Here is a 16,226-nt window from a genome sequence, read left to right as displayed (position 1 = left end):
GGATCATGCAGTTCGGACGCACCTACGAGGAGTTCGAGGTCGGGGCGGTCTACAAGCACTGGCCCGGGAAGACGGTCACCGAGTACGACGACCACCTCTTCTGTCTGCTGACCATGAACCACCACCCGCTCCACATGGACACGAACTATGCGGGGAAGACGACGGACTTCGGCAGGAACGTCGTCGTCGGGAACTACATCTACTCGCTGCTGCTCGGCATGTCCGTCCCGGACATCTCCGGCAAGGCGATCGCCAACCTGGAGATCGAGTCGCTCAAGCATGTGGCGCCGACGTTCCACGGCGACACGATCTACGGCGAGACGACCGTCCTCGACAAGTGGCCGTCCAAGTCCAAGGACGACCGCGGCATCGTCTACGTCGAGACCAAGGGCTACAAGCAGGACGGCACGCTGGTGTGCGTGTTCCGCCGCAAGGTGATGGTCCCCACCGAGACGTACATCAAGGAGCGCGGCGGCGAGCAGCCCGGCCGCCCCGAGCTGAAGTCACAGGAGAAGTAAGCCATGAGCCGACTCGCCCAGACCGCCGGTCTGACCGACATCCAGCAGGAGATCCTCTCCACCGTCCGCGACTTCGTGGACAAGGAGATCCTTCCGGTCGCCACCGAGCTGGAGCACCGCGACGAGTACCCGCAAGCCATCGTCGACGGCCTCAAGGAACTGGGCCTCTTCGGCCTGATGATCCCCGAGGAGTACGGAGGCCTGGGCGAGTCGCTGCTCACCTACGCGCTGTGCGTGGAGGAGATAGCGCGTGGCTGGATGTCCGTCTCCGGCATCATCAACACCCACTTCATCGTGGCGTACATGCTCAAGCAGCACGGCACGCAGGAGCAGAAGGAGTACTTCCTGCCGCGGATGGCGGCGGGTGAGGTGCGCGGCGCGTTCTCGATGTCGGAGCCGGGCCTCGGCTCGGACGTCTCGGCGATCACGTCGAAGGCGACGCGGGACGGCGACGACTTCGTCCTCAACGGCCAGAAGATGTGGCTCACGAACGGCGGAACGTCCACCCTGGTGGCGGTCCTCTGCAAGAGTGACGAAGGCCACCCGGAGGGCACGGCCCCGCACAAGTCGATGACGACCTTCCTGGTCGAGAAGGAGCCCGGTTTCGGAGAGGTCCGCCCCGGCCTCACCATCCCCGGCAAGATCGACAAGATGGGCTACAAGGGCGTCGACACCACCGAGCTCATCATGGACGGACTGCGTATTCCGGCCAATCGGGTGCTCGGCGGCACCACGGGCCGAGGTTTTTACCAAATGATGGACGGAGTCGAGGTCGGCCGGGTGAACGTCGCGGCACGTGGCTGCGGCGTCGCTCAGCGTGCGTTCGAGCTGGGCGTTGCTTACGCACAGCAACGGCACACGTTCGGAAAGCCCATCGCCCAGCACCAGGCCATCCAGTTCAAGCTGGCCGAGATGGCTACCAAGGTCGAGGCGGCCCATGCCATGATGGTGAACGCAGCTCGCAAAAAGGACTCTGGGGAACGAAACGACCTCGAGGCAGGGATGGCGAAGTACCTCGCCTCCGAGTACTGCAAGGAGGTCGTGGAGGACGCCTTCAGGATCCACGGCGGCTACGGCTTCTCGAAGGAGTACGAGATCGAGCGCCTCTACCGGGAGGCGCCGATGTTGCTGATCGGCGAAGGCACTGCTGAGATTCAGAAAATGATCATCGGGCGTAGGCTGCTCGAAGAGTATCGGTTCCAGGGTTAGATGTCCGAGTAAGGGGTGTTTTCTTCGAGAAGAAGATCACACCCCGTCAGCTCACTTCGGCCGTCGACTCGACATCGTGGCTTGCCCAGTTGTGGCCCGCTACCGATACGATCCCGGAAAGCCGCCGTCCCCCTGTCAACAGCGCGGCACCATCCGCTACGAAGGTCATCCATGCCCCACAGCCAAACCTCTGCACCTCGCGACAGCCTCGTTGGCGTACGTCTTGCGCGCGGAGCATCGCCGTGGCTCCTGCCGACCGTCGCCACCGCTGCCCTGAGCCTGGCCCGGTCCCGCCGCTCCAAGGCCGCGGCCGCCGTCGCCGTGCCCGCCACCGCTCTCGCGGCGGGCATGCTGTGGTTCTTCCGCGACCCGGAGCGTGAGATCGCTCCGGGCCGCGTCATTTCCCCGGCCGACGGCGTGGTGCAGAGCATCATGCCGTGGAAGGACGGACGCACCCGCGTCGCGATCTTCATGAGCCCGCTGAACGTGCACGTGAACCGCGCTCCCCTCGCGGGCACGGTGACGTCGGTCGAGCACATCCCGGGTGGGTTCGTGCCGGCGTTCAACAAGGAGAGCGAGAACAACGAGCGCGTCGTCTGGCACTTCGACACCGAGCTCGGCGACATCGAGATGGTGCAGATCGCGGGTGCGGTCGCCCGCCGCATCGTCCCCTACATCCCGCAGGGCACCAAGGTCGAGCAGGGCGACCGGATCGGCCTGATCCGCTTCGGCTCGCGCGTCGACATCTACCTCCCCGAGGGCGTCGAGGTCGCGGTCGAGGTCGGCCAGAAGACCGTGGCTGGGGTGACTCGCATTGACCGTGATTGATCCTGATACGAAGGCCAGCTGGGTGCCGGAGGCCGACGAGGTCGACGACGACGTGGAAGAGATGCCGCTGTCGCTGCGCCTGTCAATAGCGGACACCCTCACGCTCGGCAATGCCACGTGCGGCTTCATGGCGGTGTACTTCACCACCACCGGCATCCTGATCCCGCACCTCACGGGCAGCCAGGAGTCGGGCATGGCCCGGCACAGCGCGGCCACGGCCGTGATCCTCATGCTGTGTGCGGCGGTCTTCGACCTGTTCGACGGACTCGTGGCCCGCAAGCTCCGCTCGTCGCCGATGGGTGCGGAGCTGGACAACCTGTCCGACCTGATCAGCTTCGGCCTGGCGCCCGCGTACTTCGTCCTCGTCTACGGCATGGTCGCGGACGACGCGCACCAGCGGGTGGCGGCGCTCGGCGCGATCGTCGTGCTCCTGGCCGTCGTCCTGCGCCTTGCGAGATTCTCGTGCGTGACGATGAAGGACGGCATGTTCCAGGGGATGCCGTCGCCGTTCGGCGCGCTGACGGTCGTCTCGATCGTGCTGCTCGAGCTGCCGTTCTTCGCCACGCTGCTGGCGATCCTCGGCACGGCGTGGCTGATGGTGAGCCGGGTCGAGTACCCGAAGCCGCGGGGGCGGCTCGCGGTGGCGATGCTCGCCTGGATCGTCCTCAGCATGGGGCTGCTGACGGCCTGGGCGTTCGACGCGCCGGGCGGCCAGCTGCTTCTGCAGACCGGCTGCTCGCTGCAGCTGGTCCTCGGAGCGGTGATTCCCCTGTTCGCCACGGCGCGCAGGGTGAACAACTTCCGGGACAATCGGCGGGAGGCGCGGGCGGCGCAGCTGCCGTAGCCTCCGGCGGTACGCGGACGGGTGTGGCCCGAGCCTTCTGGCTCGGGCCACACCCGTTTTTGGGCGCCAAAGGTGCCTCAGGCCAGGAAGTCCCGCCCGATCCGCTCCGCCACCGTCTCCAGGATCGGCCCCGCCTCCGCGATGCAGCGGGCGACGTCGGGTTCGACGTCCGTCAGCGCGTACGCCCGGCGGATGCCCGCCTTCCCCAGCGCCTCGGGCCGGAGCGCGAGGCGGCCGCAGACCGCCACCACCTCCTTGCCCGCCGCGCGGGCCGCCGCAGCGACGCCCGCCGGGGCCTTGCCGTGCAGGGTCTGCTCGTCCAGCGATCCCTCGCCCGTGATGACCAGGGAAGCCCGCTCCAGCGCGGGCGCGAAGCCCAGCACGTCCAGCATGACCTCGATACCGGGCCGGAAACGCGCGCCCAGCCCGACGAGAGCGCCGTATCCGATGCCGCCCGCGGCCCCCGCCCCCGGCGACTGCGCGTACTCCGCAGCCAGCGGCCCGATCGCGTTCTCCAGGACCTTCGCATAGTGGCCGAGCGCGGCGTCGAGCGTCGCCACGTCCTCCGGGCTCGCCCCCTTCTGCGGCCCGTACACGGCGGCCGCCCCCGTGGGCCCGGTCAGCGGGTTGTCGACGTCGCTGGCGAGCACCACGTCGACATCGGCGAGACGCGGGTCGAGGCCCGACAGATCCGCGGAGGCCAGCCCCCGCAGGGACCCGCCGCCCGGCGCGACGGGCTCGCCGTCGGCGTCCAGGAACCGCGCCCCGAGCGCGGCCAGCATGCCGGCGCCGCCGTCCGTGGTGGCGCTGCCGCCGACGCCGAACACGATGGTGCGGGCGCCCGCGTCGAGCGCGGCGCGGATCAGCTCGCCGGAGCCGTACGTCGTCGCGGTCAGCGGCGCGAAGACGCCGCCGGGCAGCCGCTGGAGCCCGCTGGCCTCGGCCATCTCGACCACGGCGGTCCCGTCGCGCAGCGCGTACGCCGCCGTGACCTCGTCGCCGAGCGGCCCGGTGACCCGTACCTCGCGGCGCTGGAAACCGGCCGCGACTGCGGCCGCGACCGTGCCGTCGCCGCCGTCGGCCACGGGCAGCGCCTCGACCTCGACCCGCGGAGCGACGCGTCGCAGCCCGGCCGTGACCCGCTCGGCGACCTCCACGGCCGTGAGTGACCCCTTGAACTTGTCTGCGGCTATCAGCACGCGTCCGACCCGGCCGGACCCTCCCGACGGTCCTGACGGCCCCGTCGGCTGTGCCTTGCCCGCTGCCGTCCATGCAGCGTCCGCCACCGTTGCATCCCCTTGCTTCCGGGCCTTGCTGCTCAGCAAGGCAGTCGCGCCGCTGCGACCATAGCCGGAGGTGGGGCCCGCTGCCCATGGGCCGTCTCACGTGGTGGTTCCGGGACGTACCACGGCCGGGTGCGTCCCAGAACGGCGCCGGCCGAGCGAAAGCACCCGGGAATGGGTACACCGGAGACATGACCACTGTGGACGTGCATGTGGGCACGGATGTGGGCACGCGGCTCGACGACCGGATCCTCGGCGGCTGGCTCGGCCGGATCGCGGGCAACATGCTCGGAAAGCCGGTCGAGCAGGGCGACCACTGGACGCGCGAGCGCATCGACGGCTATCTGAGGCGGGCGGGCGCCCTGCCGCTCACCGGCTATCTTCCGGGACCCGTGTCCGAGTCCGACGAGTTCGCGCTGCGCCCCGAGTGGCGCTCGTGCGTACGGGGCCGTATCCACGGCAGCTGCCGGGACGACGACGTGGACTACGCGATCCTCGGCCTGCACCTGCTGGAGACCCACGGCTTCGGCTTCACCACCGAGCAGGTGGGCGAACTGTGGCTGCTGCGGCTGCCGTATCTGCAGACGTTCACCGCGGAGCGCGCCGCGTACCGCAACCTGGCGAACGGCCTCAAGCCGCCGCTGACCGCGACGTACGACAATCCCTACCAGGAGTGGATCGGCGCGCTCATCCGCGCCGACATCTTCGGCTGGACCTGCCCCGGCGCCCCGCGCCGTGCGGCGTCGCTCGCCCGCCGCGACGCGGTGCTGTCGCACACCGGCAACGGCGTGTACGGGGCGATGTGGGCGGCGGCACTGGTGTCCGCGGCGTTCACTGCGCCGAGTGCCCGGGACGCGATGGACACCGCGCTCATGGTGATCCCGGCGAGCAGCCGTCTCGCCCGGACGGTACGCCGTGTCATCTCACTGCACGACTCCCGTCTCGGCTGGGAGGACACCCTCGACGCGGTCCAGGAGGAGACCGCGGGCCTCAACTGGATCCACACGATCCCGAACGCCGCCGTCATCACCGCCGGGCTCCTCTACGGCGGCGGCGACTTCACCCGCGCCATCGCGCTGACGGTGCGCGGCGGCCTCGACACCGACTCCAACGGCGCGACCGCCGGCTCCGTCGCGGGCGTCCTGTGTGGCGCCGACGCGATCCCGGCCCAGTGGAAGGACCCTTTGGAGGACACCGTACGCAGCGCCGTGTTCGGCTTCGACGGGGCGCGCATCAGCCAACTGGCGGAGCGAACAGCGGTGTTGGCGAGGGCGCAGACCGTCTGAAGCACGGTGTCCGGAGCCGAGCTGGGACGGGGGCGCTGGTTACCCTTCCTTGGTGACCACTCCTGACTACGCCACCTACATCGCCGGCCTGCCCCGTGTCCTCGCCGGCGCCGCCGCACTCTTCCGTGACGCCGAGGGGCGCGTGCTGGTCGTCGAACCCAACTACCGGGATGGCTGGGCGCTGCCTGGCGGAACCATCGAATCGGACACCGGTGAGAGCCCGCGCCAGGGCGCCAGGCGCGAGACGCTGGAGGAGATCGGCCTCGACGTCGAGCTCGGCCGGCTGCTCGCGGTGGACTGGGTGCTGGGCACGGGGCGCCCGCCGATCGTGGCCTATGTGTACGACGGAGGCGTGCTCAACGAGGAGAAGCTCAAGTCGATCCGGCTGCAGGAGGAGGAACTGCTGTCGTGGCGGCTGGTGCCGCGCGCCGAGATCCAGCAGTACCTCCACGGCGCCCTGGGCCTCCGGGTCCTCGCCGCGCTCGACGTACTGGCGGAGGGCACGGGCACGGCGGAGCTGGAGAACGGCCGGCCGGCGGCGTGACGGCCGCGGTACGGAACCCGGAGCTGCGGAGCCCCGGATATGCGTTCGCCGCTGTGGGCCTAGGCTCAGCGGCATGAACAAGCCTCTCGTCGCCATCCTCAGCGGCGCCGGTATCTCCACGGATTCCGGCATCCCGGACTACCGCGGCCCGAACGGGCTGTGGCGGCGCGATCCGGAGGCCGAGAAGCTCGTCACGTACGAGTACTACATGGCGGACCCGGAGATCCGCCGCCGTTCCTGGCAGATGCGGCGCAAGAACCGGACGCTGCAGGCACAGCCGAACGCCGCGCACCGGGCGGTGGTCGACCTGGAGCGTTCCGGGGTGCCGGTGCGCGTCATCACGCAGAACGTGGACGGGCTGCACCAGCTCGCCGGGCTGCCGGACCGCAAGGTCCTCGAACTGCACGGGACGGCGCGGTCGGTGATGTGCACCGGTTGCGGCGCCCGCTCCTCGATGGAGGACGCGCTCGCGCGAGTCGCCGCGGGTGAGGAGGACCCGTCGTGCCCGGACTGCGGCGGGATCCTGAAGTCCGCGACGGTCATGTTCGGCGAGCGGCTCGATCCGGAGGTCCTCGGCCAGGCGGTCGCCATCACCAAGGCGTGCCAGGTGTTCATCGCGGTCGGGACGAGTCTGCAGGTGCAGCCCGCCGCGGCGCTCGCAGGACTCGCCGCCGATCACGGTGCCCGGCTGATCATCGTCAACGCCGAGCCGACGCCGTACGACGACCGGGCGGACGAGGTCGTACGGGAACCGATCGGGACGGCGCTGCCGGAGCTGCTGCGGCGGCTGGACCACTGACCGCGACAAGCCCCCGGCCCGCGATCAGAACAGCCCGGCCCCCCTCTCGAAGTCCAGCAGCAGCTGCTTGCGCTCCAGGCCGCCGCCGTAGCCGGTAAGGCTCCCGTCCGCGCCCACCACGCGGTGGCAGGGCACGATGATGCCGACCGGGTTGCGGCCGTTGGCGAGGCCGACCGCGCGGGAGGCCTTGGGGTTGCCGAGAGCCTGGGCGAGTTCGCCGTAGCTGCGGGTCTCGCCGTACGGGATCTCCCGCAGCTGCTCCCAGACGGTGCGTTGGAAGGGCGTTCCGTGGAGGTCGAGGGGGAGAGTGAACTCCTTCAGCTCGCCCGCGAAATAGGCCTTCAGCTGGGTGGCGATCTCGGCGAAGGCCGAGGCCGTGTCGTCGCGGTCGCCGAAACTCTCCTCGGGCGGGCGGTGGCGCTGGCCGGTCATGTAGAGGCCGGAGAGGACTCCGTCGGTGAGGACGAGGGTGAGCGGGCCGTAGGGGCTGTCCATGACGGTGTGCTGACGGTGCTGACGTGGTGACATGTCTTCGTGCTTTCCTTTGCGTAACTGCCCTACATGGGCAGGAAGTTGATCGGGTGGTCGTCGGTGGCCCACAGGTACTGGACCGCGTAGGCCCGCCATGGGCGCCAGGCCGCGGCGCGGGCGGTGAGTGCGGCCGGAGTGGACGGCAGGCCCAGTTCCTGGGCGGCGCGGCGCATTCCGAGGTCGGTGGCGAGGAAGGCGTCCGGGTCGCCGAGGGCGCGCATGGCGATGGCCTCGACGGTCCAGGGTCCGAACCCGGGCAGTGCGGCAAGCCGTGCACGGGCCTCGTCCCAGTCGCTCTCGGCGCCCAGGCGGAGGGTTCCGCCGGCGAGTTGCCGTACGAGTGTGGTGAGCGTGGTGCGGCGGCTGCGCGGGAGCGCGAGCGACTCGGGGTCGAGTCCGGCCAGCGCCTCGGGTGACGGGAAGAGGTGGGAGAGGCCGCCCTCCGGGTCGTCGACCGGCTCGCCGTGGGCGATGACCAGCCTGGCCGCGTGGGTGCGTGCGGCGGCCGTGGAGACCTGCTGACCGAGCACCGCGCGCACCGCGAACTCGGCCTCGTCGACGGTACGCGGCACGCGACGGCCCGGCGCCTTGTCGACGAGCGGTGTGAGCAGCGGGTCAGTGCGGAGCAGGTCGTCGATGGCGACCGGGTCCGCGTCGAGGTCGAGCATGCGGCGGCAGCGGCTGATGGCGACGGGCAGATCCCGCAGGTCGGTGAGGGTGAGGCGGCAGCCGATGTGGTCGGGGGTTGGGGTGAGCGCGGCGATTCCGTGCCCGTAGGGGAGGCGCAGCGTGCGCCGGTACGCGCCGTCTCGCCACTCCTCCACGCCGGGTACGGCGGTCGCGGCGAGGTGGCCGAAGAGGTTGTCGGGGTTGAGCGGGGCACGGAACGGCAGGCGCAGGGTGAGCGCGCCGGGGGTGCCCTTCGTGCCCGCGGTGCCCTTCGTCCGCAGGGCACGGGTGCGCAGCTCGCTCGGGGAGAGCGCGTAGACCTCCCGTACGGTGTCGTTGAAGGTGCGGATCGAGGCGAAACCGGCGGCGAAGGCGATGTCCGCCATGGGGAGCTCGGTCGTCTCGATGAGCAGGCGGGCGGTCTGGGCGCGCTGGGCCCGGGCGAGCGCGAGCGGCCCGGCGCCGAGCTCCGCGAGCAGCTGACGCTCGATCTGCCGGGTGCTGTAGCCGAGGCGCCCGGCGAGTCCGGGGACGCCTTCGCGGTCGACGACTCCGTCACCGATGAGCCGCATGGCGCGGGCGACGAGGTCGGCGCGCTGGTTCCACTCGGGGGAGCCGGGGCTGGTGTCGGGGCGGCAGCGTTTGCAGGCGCGGAAGCCGGCCTGCTGGCAGGCGGCCGCGGACGGGTAGAACGTCATGTTCTGCGGCTTGGGCGGCACGACCGGGCAGCTGGGTCGGCAGTAGATCCCCGTGGTCAGTACGGCGGTGAAGAACCATCCGTCGAAGCGGGCGTCCTTTGCCTGCACGGCGCGCAGACAGCGCTCGGTGTCGGTGTGCATGCCTCAAGGATGGTGCACGGCGAGGGGTGCGGGCTGGCGGGAATCCGACATCAACCTTGCGCTGCCTGGGGGCGCGCCAAGGCCTGCTCCGAGCGGGCCGCCGGCCGCGCGGGGCCGGGGCCCGGGGCGGGGCAACGGCCGCGTCAGTGCTTCGCCGGCTTGGCAGGCTCCTCCAGCGCCGCCTCGAACGCTTCGTACGCCACCTGGTCGAAGAGGACGAACCGCACCTCCTCGACCGGCGGCGCGGCGGCCTCGCGCACCGTGCGTACGGCGATGCGCGCACCGTCGGCGATCGGCCAGCCGTAGATTCCTGTGGAGATCGCCGGGAAGGCGACGGTTCGTGCGCCCAGCTCGGCGGCGATGCGCAGCGACTGCCGGTAACAGGAGGCCAGCAGTGCGGAACGGTCCTCGCCAGGGGACCAGACGGGACCCACGGTGTGGATCACATGCCCGGCGTTGAGCTTCCCCGCCGTGGTGGCGACGGCCCGGCCGGTGGGCAGACCTCCGCCGTAGACGGAGGCGCGCAGCTTGCGGCACTCCTCGAGGATCTTGGGGCCGCCTCGCCGGTGGATCGCTCCGTCGACACCCCCACCGCCGAGCAGTGACGAGTTCGCCGCGTTGACGATGGCATCGGCCGTCTGCTCTGTGATGTCCCCCCGGACCAGCGTGATCGAGGTCATAGCATCCATCGTACGGAGCCGGGCGGGGGCTGGGCAGGCCTTCTGACCCGTATGGCCTGCCGATTTCACAAGGTCTGCGAGGGCGCGGGAGAGCGTTGGCCCGCCGGACCCCCGCGTCGGACAGCGCGGGCGCGTGCGTCAGCCGCTCTGCCGCAGCCGCCGCCACACCGCCTTCGCCGCGTTGTGGCCGGACATCCCGTGTACTCCGGGCCCGGGCGGTGTCGCCGACGAGCAGATGAAGATCGCCGGGTGCGGGGTGTTGTAAGGGGCCAGGGACAGTTTGGGGCGGAGCAGAAGCTGCAGGCCGGAGGCGGCGCCGCAGGCGATGTCGCCGCCGACGTAGTTCGGGTTGCGCGCGGCCAGCTCGGGCGGACCGGCCGTGGCACGCGCCAGGACGCGGTCCCGGAAGCCGGGCGCGAACCGCTCCAGCTGCCGCTCGACGGCGTCGGTCAGGTCGCCGTCCCAGCCGTTCGGCACATGGCCGTACGCCCAGAAGACGTGCTTGCCGGCGGGTGCGCGCGACGGGTCCGCGACGCTCGGCTGCACGGTGATCAGGAACGGCGGGTCGGGCGCCCGGCCCTCGCGTGAGGCCGCCCGCAGGGCCGCCCCGATCTCCTGGCTGCTCGCCGCGACCTGCACCGTCCCGGCGCGACGCGGCTCCTCGGCGGTCCACGGCACCGGCCCGTCCAGCGCATAGTCGATCTTGAACACGCTCGCGCCGTACCGGTACCGCTCGTAGGCGCGCCCGAGGCCGGCGATCCGGGCGAGCGCGGCGGGCGAGGTGTCGAAGACGTACGCGCGGGCGGGCGGCAGGTCGTCGAGCCGCTTGACCTCGTACTCCGTGTGCACCAGGCCGCCGAGGTCCTTCAGATACGCGGTGAGGGCGTCGGAGATCGACTGGGAGCCGCCACGCGCGACCGGCCAGCCGCGCGCATGGGCCGCCAGCGCGAAGACGAGGCCGACGGCGCCGGTGGCGATGCCGTCGAGCGGCGCGATGACATGGGCGACCAGCCCGGAGAAAAGCGCTTTCGCCCGGTCGTCGCGGAACCGGCGCATGAGCCACGTCGAGGGCGGCAGCCCCACGAGGCCGAAGCGGGCGAGGGTGACGGGGTCGCGCGGGAGCGCGGTCAGCGGCAGCGACATGAAGTCGCGGGCGAGGGTGTCCCACCTGCTGGTGAAGGGGGCGACGAGCCTGCGATACGCCCCGGCGTCGCGCGGCCCGAACGACGCGGCCGTCTCGGCGACGGAACGCGACAGCACCGCGGCCGTGCCGTCGAGGAAGGGGTGTGCCATGGGCAGCGGGGCGTGGAGCCACTCCAGGCCGTACCGATCGAGGGGCATCGCCTGGAACGCGGGCGAGTTGATCCCGAGCGGGTGGGCCGCGGAGCAGGGGTCGTGCCGGAAACCGGGGAGCGTGAGCTCCTCGGTGCGCGCTCCCCCGCCGACCGTGTCCCGCGCCTCGAAGACGGCTACGGAGAAGCCGCGGCGGGCCAGCTCGACGGCAGCGGTCAGTCCGTTCGGCCCCGCACCCACGACGACGGCATCGAGCATCGACGGCACCTTGGGACTCCCTTGTCAGCCGACGGCCACTGCAACCACAGGATATGCCGCGGCTCTGACAGCCCGGCGGGCCGTCGGTAGCCTTGGCCGGATGGTGGTGCATCGCTTCCGCGTCCGGTCCGACGAGGACGAGACCACGTACTGGTTCGAGGCCGCGGCAGACGGCCGGCCGACGCGCCAGATCTCCTTCAGGGGCCCGGCCCGTGTTCCCGTGACGGCTGCATCACTCACCGAACTCGCCCAGGTCCGCGATGAGTTCGGCCTGCTGGGCGCGCAGCTCTACGAAGCGGTGTACGGCGTCATGACCGAGGGGCTTGTGGAAGAGCCGCCGGATGCGGAACCGGTGACGAAGGAGGAGTTCACCACCGCCTGGCGGCAGGCCCGCTGGTACCGCCACTGCGAGGCGCCGCCCTACGACAGCGGACCGCTGCCTGCGGGCACCCGCATGATCGGCAGGATCGCCCGGACTCCCTGGCCGCCCGGCGTCACGGGCCTCTTCGTCGACCTGGGGCTGCCGGTCGGCGGCTTCGTCGACATGCTGTGGCTGCCACGCGATCCCGCCGGCTGGCCTGCCGTCGGCACGGAGGTAGAGCTGGAGGTGACCACCGTGCGCTTCGCCTTCGGTGAAGCGACGGCCGACGCCCAGATCAGGCTCCGCCCGACAGCAGCCCCGCCACCCGGCGAGCCGTGGCCGCGTCCCGGGCGGCCGTGAACGGCAGCGCGTTGCCGCCGGTGATACGGAACGGCTCGCCCGCACGTGTCAGATGCGCACCGCCCGCCTCCTCGACGAGCAGTATCCCGGCGGCGTGGTCCCAAGCGGCCTCCCAGGAGAAGGCCACGGCGTCCAGCTCACCGCGGGCGATGGCCAGATACTCCAGGCCGGCCGAGCCGCACGGGCGCGGGTCCACGCCGTCCACGCGCAGCCCGACCAGGGCCTGCTTCTGCTCGGGCGTGGTGTAGTCGGGGTGGGACGTGGCCACGTGAAGCACCTGGCCCGCGGAGGGCGAACCGGCCCGCAGCGGCACGCCGTTCAGCACGGCGCCCTGCCCGCGTACCGCCACGGCCAGCTCGTCGAGCGCCGGCGCGTACGTCCACGAGGCCAGCACCTGGCCACCCAGCGCCAGCGCGACGAGCGTGCAGAACCCGGGGTCCCCGTGCACGAACTGCCGTGTCCCGTCGACGGGGTCGACGATCCACACCGGCGCCTCGCCGCGGATGGCGTCATACGTGGCCGGGTCCGCGTGCACGGCCTCCTCGCCGACGACCACGGAGCCCGGCAGCAGCTCGGTGAGCGCTGACGTCAGGAACTCCTCGGCCAGCCGGTCGGCCACCGTCACCAGGTCGTGCGGCCCGTTCTTCTCGACGATCTCGTGCGCGGCGAGCTGCCGGAAGCGGGGCACGATCTCGACGGCGGCGGCCTTGCGGACCAGCTCCTCGACGTCGGTCAGTCCGTGGACGAGAAAGTCATCAATCATGCGTCCATGAGAGCACGCGTCACTGACATCGCCCGCCAGGGCGGTGTACCGGGGATGGAATCACCGTGAATGTCACGGAACCCGGTACACGGAACCCGGCACATGGACGATCTCAGCGTCCCACCGCGTACCCCTGCATCCCCCGCGGATTGGCCGCCGCCGACAGGACCCCGCTCTCCGGGTCCCTGGCCACCGCACACAGGCGCCCCTCCGACCACGGGTCCCCCACCGTCACCTCATGTCCCCGGCGCCTCAGCTCCTCGACCACCTCCGGGTCCATGCGGGACTCGACGGTGACGGAGCCGGGGAGCATGCCGCGCGGGTAGAAGGAGCTGGGGAAGCTGTCGTTGTGCCAGTTCGGGGCGTCGATGGCACCCTGGAGGTCGAGTCCGCCGCGTACCCGCTCGCGCAGCGCGACCGACAGGAAGAAGTGGACCTGCCACTGGTCCTGCTGGTCGCCGCCGGGCGTACCGAAGGCCATCACCGGCACCCCGTCCTTCAGGGCGAGGGACGGAGTCAGGGTCGTACGGGGCCGGCGCCCGGGAGTGAGCGAGTTCGGCAGGCCCTCCTCCGGCCACGCCATCTGCAGCCGGGTGCCGAGCGGGAAGCCCAGCTCCGGCACGACGGGGTTGGACTGCAGCCAGCCGCCGCTGGGCGTGGCCGCGATCATGTTGCCCCAGCGGTCGACGATGTCGAGGTGGCAGGTGTCGCCGCGGGTGCCGCCGTCCGGTGCGACGGCGGGCTCGCCGGGCACGGATGATGCACCGGGCGCTGCCGAGGGTCCGCTTCCGCCCACGGTGGGCTCGCCCACGCCCGCCCCCGCGACACCCGTCGGATCGGAGCCAGGGTCCCCGGCGGCCACCACGCGCGCGTGGGCGCACAGCTTCGGCGTCCGTCCGCCCGGGCCTCCCGGTCGCAGCTCGTGCGAGGCCTTGGCGCCGATCAGGGTGCGCCGCTGCTCGTTGTAGTCGCCGGACAGCAGTTCGTCGACGGGCACCTCCGCCGCGTCCCCGTACCAGGCCTCGCGGTCGGCCATCGCGAGCTTGCAGCCCTCGATGAGCAGATGCACGTACTCGGCGGAGCCGTATGCGGGCAGCTCAGGCGGAAGCAGGGCCAGCTGCTGCAGGAAGACCGGCCCCTGGCTCCAGCCGCCCGCCTTGCACAGCGTCCAGCCGCGCCAGTCGTACGTCACCGGCGCCTCGTACGACGCGGACCAGGAGGCCAGGTCGTCAAGGGTGAGCGTGCCGGTGTGCCGGGTGCCGCTGGTGTCCATCGTGGGGCGCTGTGCCTGCCGTACGAGCGCCTCGGCGATGAACCCACGGCTCCAGATCCGCCGTGCGGCCTCGATCTGCGCGATCCGGTCGGTGCCGCCCTCCTCGGTCGCCTCGGCGATCAGCCGGCGCCAGGTCGCGGCCAGCGCCGGGTTGCGCAGCAGCTCCCCCGGCTGCGGCGCCCTGCCGCCCGGCAGGTACACCTCCGCCGACGACGTCCACTCGGTCTCGAACAGCTCACGGACCGACTCCACGGTCTCACCGACGCGCTCCACGGGCGCGTGCCCGTCCTCGGCGTAGCCGATGGCGTACGCGAGGACGTCGGCGAGCGACTTCGTGCCGTGGTCGCGCAGGAGCAGCATCCACGCGTCGAAGGCGCCGGGAACGGCCGCGGCGAGCGGCCCGGTGCCGGGGACGAGGTCCAGTCCCAGCGAGCGGTAGTGCGCGACAGTGGCCCCGGCGGGGGCCACGCCCTGGCCGCACAGCACCCGCACCTCGCCGCCCGCGGGCGCGAGGATGATCGGCACCTCGCCCGCGGGCCCGTTGAGATGCGGCTCGACGACATGGAGGACGAAGCCCGCGGCGACCGCTGCGTCGTACGCGTTGCCGCCGCCCTCCAGCACGGCCATCGCGGACTGCGAGGCGAGCCAGTGGGTGGAGGAGACCATGCCGAAGGTGCCCTGGAGCGTCGGCCGGGTGGTGAACAAGAGTGCAGCTCCTAGCGTGGTGCGGTGGTGTGCGGATGTGCGGGTGTTCGGGGTCGTACGCAGGGGTCAGTCTCCGCCTGGAGAGCCGGTTTCGACAGGAGAGCCGGTTTCGGGGGGAGAGCCGGCTCCGGCGGCAGAGTGCGCTCCGGCGGGAAAGCCGGTTCCCGTACCGGCCGTGTCCGTCCGCGGAGGTGCGGCCGCGTCCGGTGCGCTGCCGTCGTCCGCGACCAGGTGGCAGGACACCTCGCGGCCACCGCCCGGCAGGACGCGCAGCTCGGGAACCTCGGTGCGGCAGCGGTCGACGGCCAGCGGGCAGCGGGTGTGGAAGCGGCAGCCGGGCGGCGGGTCGAGCGGGCTGGGGAGTTCCCCGCTCAGCACAATGCGCTGCCGCGAGCGCTGCTCGGCCGGGTCCGGGACGGGGGCCGCGGACAGCAGCGCCTGGGTGTACGGGTGCTTGGGGTCGGCGAACAGCTCGGCCGTCGGCGCCTGTTCGACGATCTGACCGAGATACATCACGGCGATCCGGTCGGCGAGGTACTCGACGGCCGCGAGGTCGTGCGTGATGAACAGGCAGCCGAAGCCTCGGTCGCGCTGCAGGTCGGCGAGCAGGTTGAGCACCGACGCCTGTACGGAGACGTCGAGCGCCGAGGTCGGCTCGTCGGCGACGAGCAGGTCCGGGTCGACGGACAGGGCGCGGGCGATGGAGATGCGCTGCCGCTGTCCGCCGGAGAGCTCGTGCGGATGCCGGTCGGCGTGCTCGGGCCGCAGCCCGACCTGCTCGAGGAGTTCCGCCACGCGCGCGCGTGCCGCCTCGCCCCTGGCCAACCCGTGCAGTCTCAGCGGTTCGGCGATGATCGCCCCCACGGTCATACGCGGGTCGAGCGACGACGAGGGGTCCTGGAAGACGAGGTGGAAGTCCTTGCGCAGCGGACGCAGGGCGCGCCTCGACATCCGGGTGATGTCGGTGCCGTTGACGCGCACGGTGCCGCCGGTGGGCTCGTCGAGGCGGACGGCACAGCGTCCGACGGTGGACTTGCCGCTGCCCGACTCGCCGACGAGGCCCACGACCTCGCCGCGGCCGACGGTCAGGGTGACGCCGTCGGCGGCGCGTACGGTGCCGCCGGCTCCGCTGAAGTGCCGTGCCAGGCCGACGAGTTCGAGTACGGGGTGCTGCACAGTGTCC

General features: G+C 71.6%; 16 protein-coding genes. 8 read left to right on the top strand and 8 right to left on the bottom strand.

What is annotated here, in order from left to right:
- Positions 1–5: 5 nt before the first annotated feature.
- From ACWD4J_RS08615 to pssA, 4 genes are all read left to right on the top strand, one after another.
- A complete protein-coding gene (locus ACWD4J_RS08615; RefSeq protein ID WP_451394564.1) occupies positions 6–518 on the top strand; it encodes a MaoC family dehydratase in 513 nt (170 codons plus the stop codon).
- Between the two features lie 3 nt (positions 519–521).
- The gene (locus ACWD4J_RS08610; RefSeq protein ID WP_451394563.1) at positions 522–1,727 is read left to right on the top strand and encodes an acyl-CoA dehydrogenase family protein; all 1,206 of its coding nucleotides are present in this window, start codon (positions 522–524) and stop codon (positions 1,725–1,727) included.
- Between the two features lie 171 nt (positions 1,728–1,898).
- On the top strand, positions 1,899–2,555 hold the full coding sequence (locus ACWD4J_RS08605) for a phosphatidylserine decarboxylase (protein WP_451394562.1): 657 nt from the start codon (positions 1,899–1,901) through the stop codon (positions 2,553–2,555).
- 22 nt (positions 2,556–2,577) lie between these two features.
- Positions 2,578–3,399: a CDP-diacylglycerol--serine O-phosphatidyltransferase gene (gene pssA / locus ACWD4J_RS08600; RefSeq protein WP_451394718.1), complete on the top strand. Its 822-nt coding sequence runs from the start codon at positions 2,578–2,580 to the stop codon at positions 3,397–3,399.
- 77 nt (positions 3,400–3,476) lie between these two features.
- On the opposite strand, the gene ACWD4J_RS08595 is transcribed toward pssA, so the two are convergent.
- Positions 3,477–4,598, bottom strand: coding sequence for a glycerate kinase (locus ACWD4J_RS08595; RefSeq protein WP_451394717.1), 1,122 nt, complete (start codon positions 4,596–4,598; stop codon positions 3,477–3,479).
- Between the two features lie 275 nt (positions 4,599–4,873).
- On the opposite strand from ACWD4J_RS08595, the gene ACWD4J_RS08590 reads away from it, so the two are divergent.
- The 3 genes from ACWD4J_RS08590 (at position 4,874) to ACWD4J_RS08580 (ending at position 7,311) form a co-directional block, all read left to right on the top strand.
- A complete protein-coding gene (locus tag ACWD4J_RS08590) occupies positions 4,874–5,968 on the top strand; it encodes an ADP-ribosylglycohydrolase family protein (protein WP_451394561.1) in 1,095 nt (364 codons plus the stop codon).
- Positions 5,969–6,017: 49 nt separating this feature from the next.
- A complete protein-coding gene (locus tag ACWD4J_RS08585; protein WP_451394560.1) occupies positions 6,018–6,512 on the top strand; it encodes an NUDIX domain-containing protein in 495 nt (164 codons plus the stop codon).
- Between the two features lie 73 nt (positions 6,513–6,585).
- Positions 6,586–7,311: an SIR2 family NAD-dependent protein deacylase gene (locus ACWD4J_RS08580; RefSeq protein WP_451394559.1), complete on the top strand. Its 726-nt coding sequence runs from the start codon at positions 6,586–6,588 to the stop codon at positions 7,309–7,311.
- A gap of 24 nt (positions 7,312–7,335) precedes the next feature.
- Here ACWD4J_RS08580 and ACWD4J_RS08575 read toward each other — a convergent pair whose 3' ends face one another.
- The 4 genes from ACWD4J_RS08575 to ACWD4J_RS08560 form a co-directional block, all read right to left on the bottom strand.
- Positions 7,336–7,839: a methylated-DNA--[protein]-cysteine S-methyltransferase gene (locus ACWD4J_RS08575; RefSeq protein ID WP_451394558.1), complete on the bottom strand. Its 504-nt coding sequence runs from the start codon at positions 7,837–7,839 to the stop codon at positions 7,336–7,338.
- 29 nt (positions 7,840–7,868) lie between these two features.
- Positions 7,869–9,350: an AlkA N-terminal domain-containing protein gene (locus ACWD4J_RS08570; protein WP_451394557.1), complete on the bottom strand. Its 1,482-nt coding sequence runs from the start codon at positions 9,348–9,350 to the stop codon at positions 7,869–7,871.
- Between the two features lie 143 nt (positions 9,351–9,493).
- Positions 9,494–10,030: an O-acetyl-ADP-ribose deacetylase gene (locus tag ACWD4J_RS08565; RefSeq protein WP_451394556.1), complete on the bottom strand. Its 537-nt coding sequence runs from the start codon at positions 10,028–10,030 to the stop codon at positions 9,494–9,496.
- Positions 10,031–10,168: 138 nt separating this feature from the next.
- On the bottom strand, positions 10,169–11,581 hold the full coding sequence (locus tag ACWD4J_RS08560; RefSeq protein WP_451394555.1) for a phytoene desaturase family protein: 1,413 nt from the start codon (positions 11,579–11,581) through the stop codon (positions 10,169–10,171).
- 100 nt (positions 11,582–11,681) lie between these two features.
- On the opposite strand from ACWD4J_RS08560, the gene ACWD4J_RS08555 reads away from it, so the two are divergent.
- Positions 11,682–12,302, top strand: coding sequence for a hypothetical protein (locus ACWD4J_RS08555; RefSeq protein ID WP_451394554.1), 621 nt, complete (start codon positions 11,682–11,684; stop codon positions 12,300–12,302).
- On the opposite strand, the gene ACWD4J_RS08550 is transcribed toward ACWD4J_RS08555, so the two are convergent.
- From ACWD4J_RS08550 to ACWD4J_RS08540, 3 genes are all read right to left on the bottom strand, one after another.
- Positions 12,238–13,065 carry an inositol monophosphatase family protein gene (locus ACWD4J_RS08550; RefSeq protein WP_451394553.1) on the bottom strand — a complete coding sequence of 276 codons (828 nt, stop codon included), beginning with the start codon at positions 13,063–13,065 and terminating at the stop codon, positions 12,238–12,240. The genes ACWD4J_RS08555 and ACWD4J_RS08550 overlap by 65 nt on opposite strands.
- A gap of 112 nt (positions 13,066–13,177) precedes the next feature.
- Entirely contained in the window at positions 13,178–15,043 is a 1,866-nt protein-coding gene (locus ACWD4J_RS08545; protein WP_451394552.1) for a gamma-glutamyltransferase family protein, read from the bottom strand.
- Positions 15,044–15,109: 66 nt separating this feature from the next.
- Positions 15,110–16,219, bottom strand: a complete 1,110-nt coding sequence (locus tag ACWD4J_RS08540) for an ABC transporter ATP-binding protein (protein WP_451394716.1) — start codon at positions 16,217–16,219, stop codon at positions 15,110–15,112.
- Between the last annotated feature and the right edge of the window lie 7 nt (positions 16,220–16,226).

This window comes from Streptomyces sp. NPDC002577, from assembly GCF_053594815.1.
Note: the sequence above shows the minus strand (reverse complement) of the source record. Positions and strands in the feature narration are given on the sequence as shown.

Excerpts from the sequence above, each read along its gene's own strand:
- ACWD4J_RS08565 (WP_451394556.1), bottom strand. The coding sequence starts at position 10,030 with ATGACCTCGATCACGCTGGTCCGGGGGGACATCACAGAGCAGACGGCC.
- ACWD4J_RS08570 (WP_451394557.1), bottom strand. The coding sequence starts at position 9,350 with ATGCACACCGACACCGAGCGCTGTCTGCGCGCCGTGCAGGCAAAGGAC.
- ACWD4J_RS08560 (WP_451394555.1), bottom strand. The coding sequence starts at position 11,581 with ATGCTCGATGCCGTCGTCGTGGGTGCGGGGCCGAACGGACTGACCGCT.
- ACWD4J_RS08550 (WP_451394553.1), bottom strand. The coding sequence starts at position 13,065 with ATGATTGATGACTTTCTCGTCCACGGACTGACCGACGTCGAGGAGCTG.
- ACWD4J_RS08590 (WP_451394561.1), top strand. The coding sequence starts at position 4,874 with ATGACCACTGTGGACGTGCATGTGGGCACGGATGTGGGCACGCGGCTC.
- ACWD4J_RS08610 (WP_451394563.1), top strand. The coding sequence starts at position 522 with ATGAGCCGACTCGCCCAGACCGCCGGTCTGACCGACATCCAGCAGGAG.
- ACWD4J_RS08575 (WP_451394558.1), bottom strand. The coding sequence starts at position 7,839 with ATGTCACCACGTCAGCACCGTCAGCACACCGTCATGGACAGCCCCTAC.
- ACWD4J_RS08580 (WP_451394559.1), top strand. The coding sequence starts at position 6,586 with ATGAACAAGCCTCTCGTCGCCATCCTCAGCGGCGCCGGTATCTCCACG.
- ACWD4J_RS08615 (WP_451394564.1), top strand. The coding sequence starts at position 6 with ATGCAGTTCGGACGCACCTACGAGGAGTTCGAGGTCGGGGCGGTCTAC.
- ACWD4J_RS08605 (WP_451394562.1), top strand. The coding sequence starts at position 1,899 with ATGCCCCACAGCCAAACCTCTGCACCTCGCGACAGCCTCGTTGGCGTA.
- ACWD4J_RS08555 (WP_451394554.1), top strand. The coding sequence starts at position 11,682 with ATGGTGGTGCATCGCTTCCGCGTCCGGTCCGACGAGGACGAGACCACG.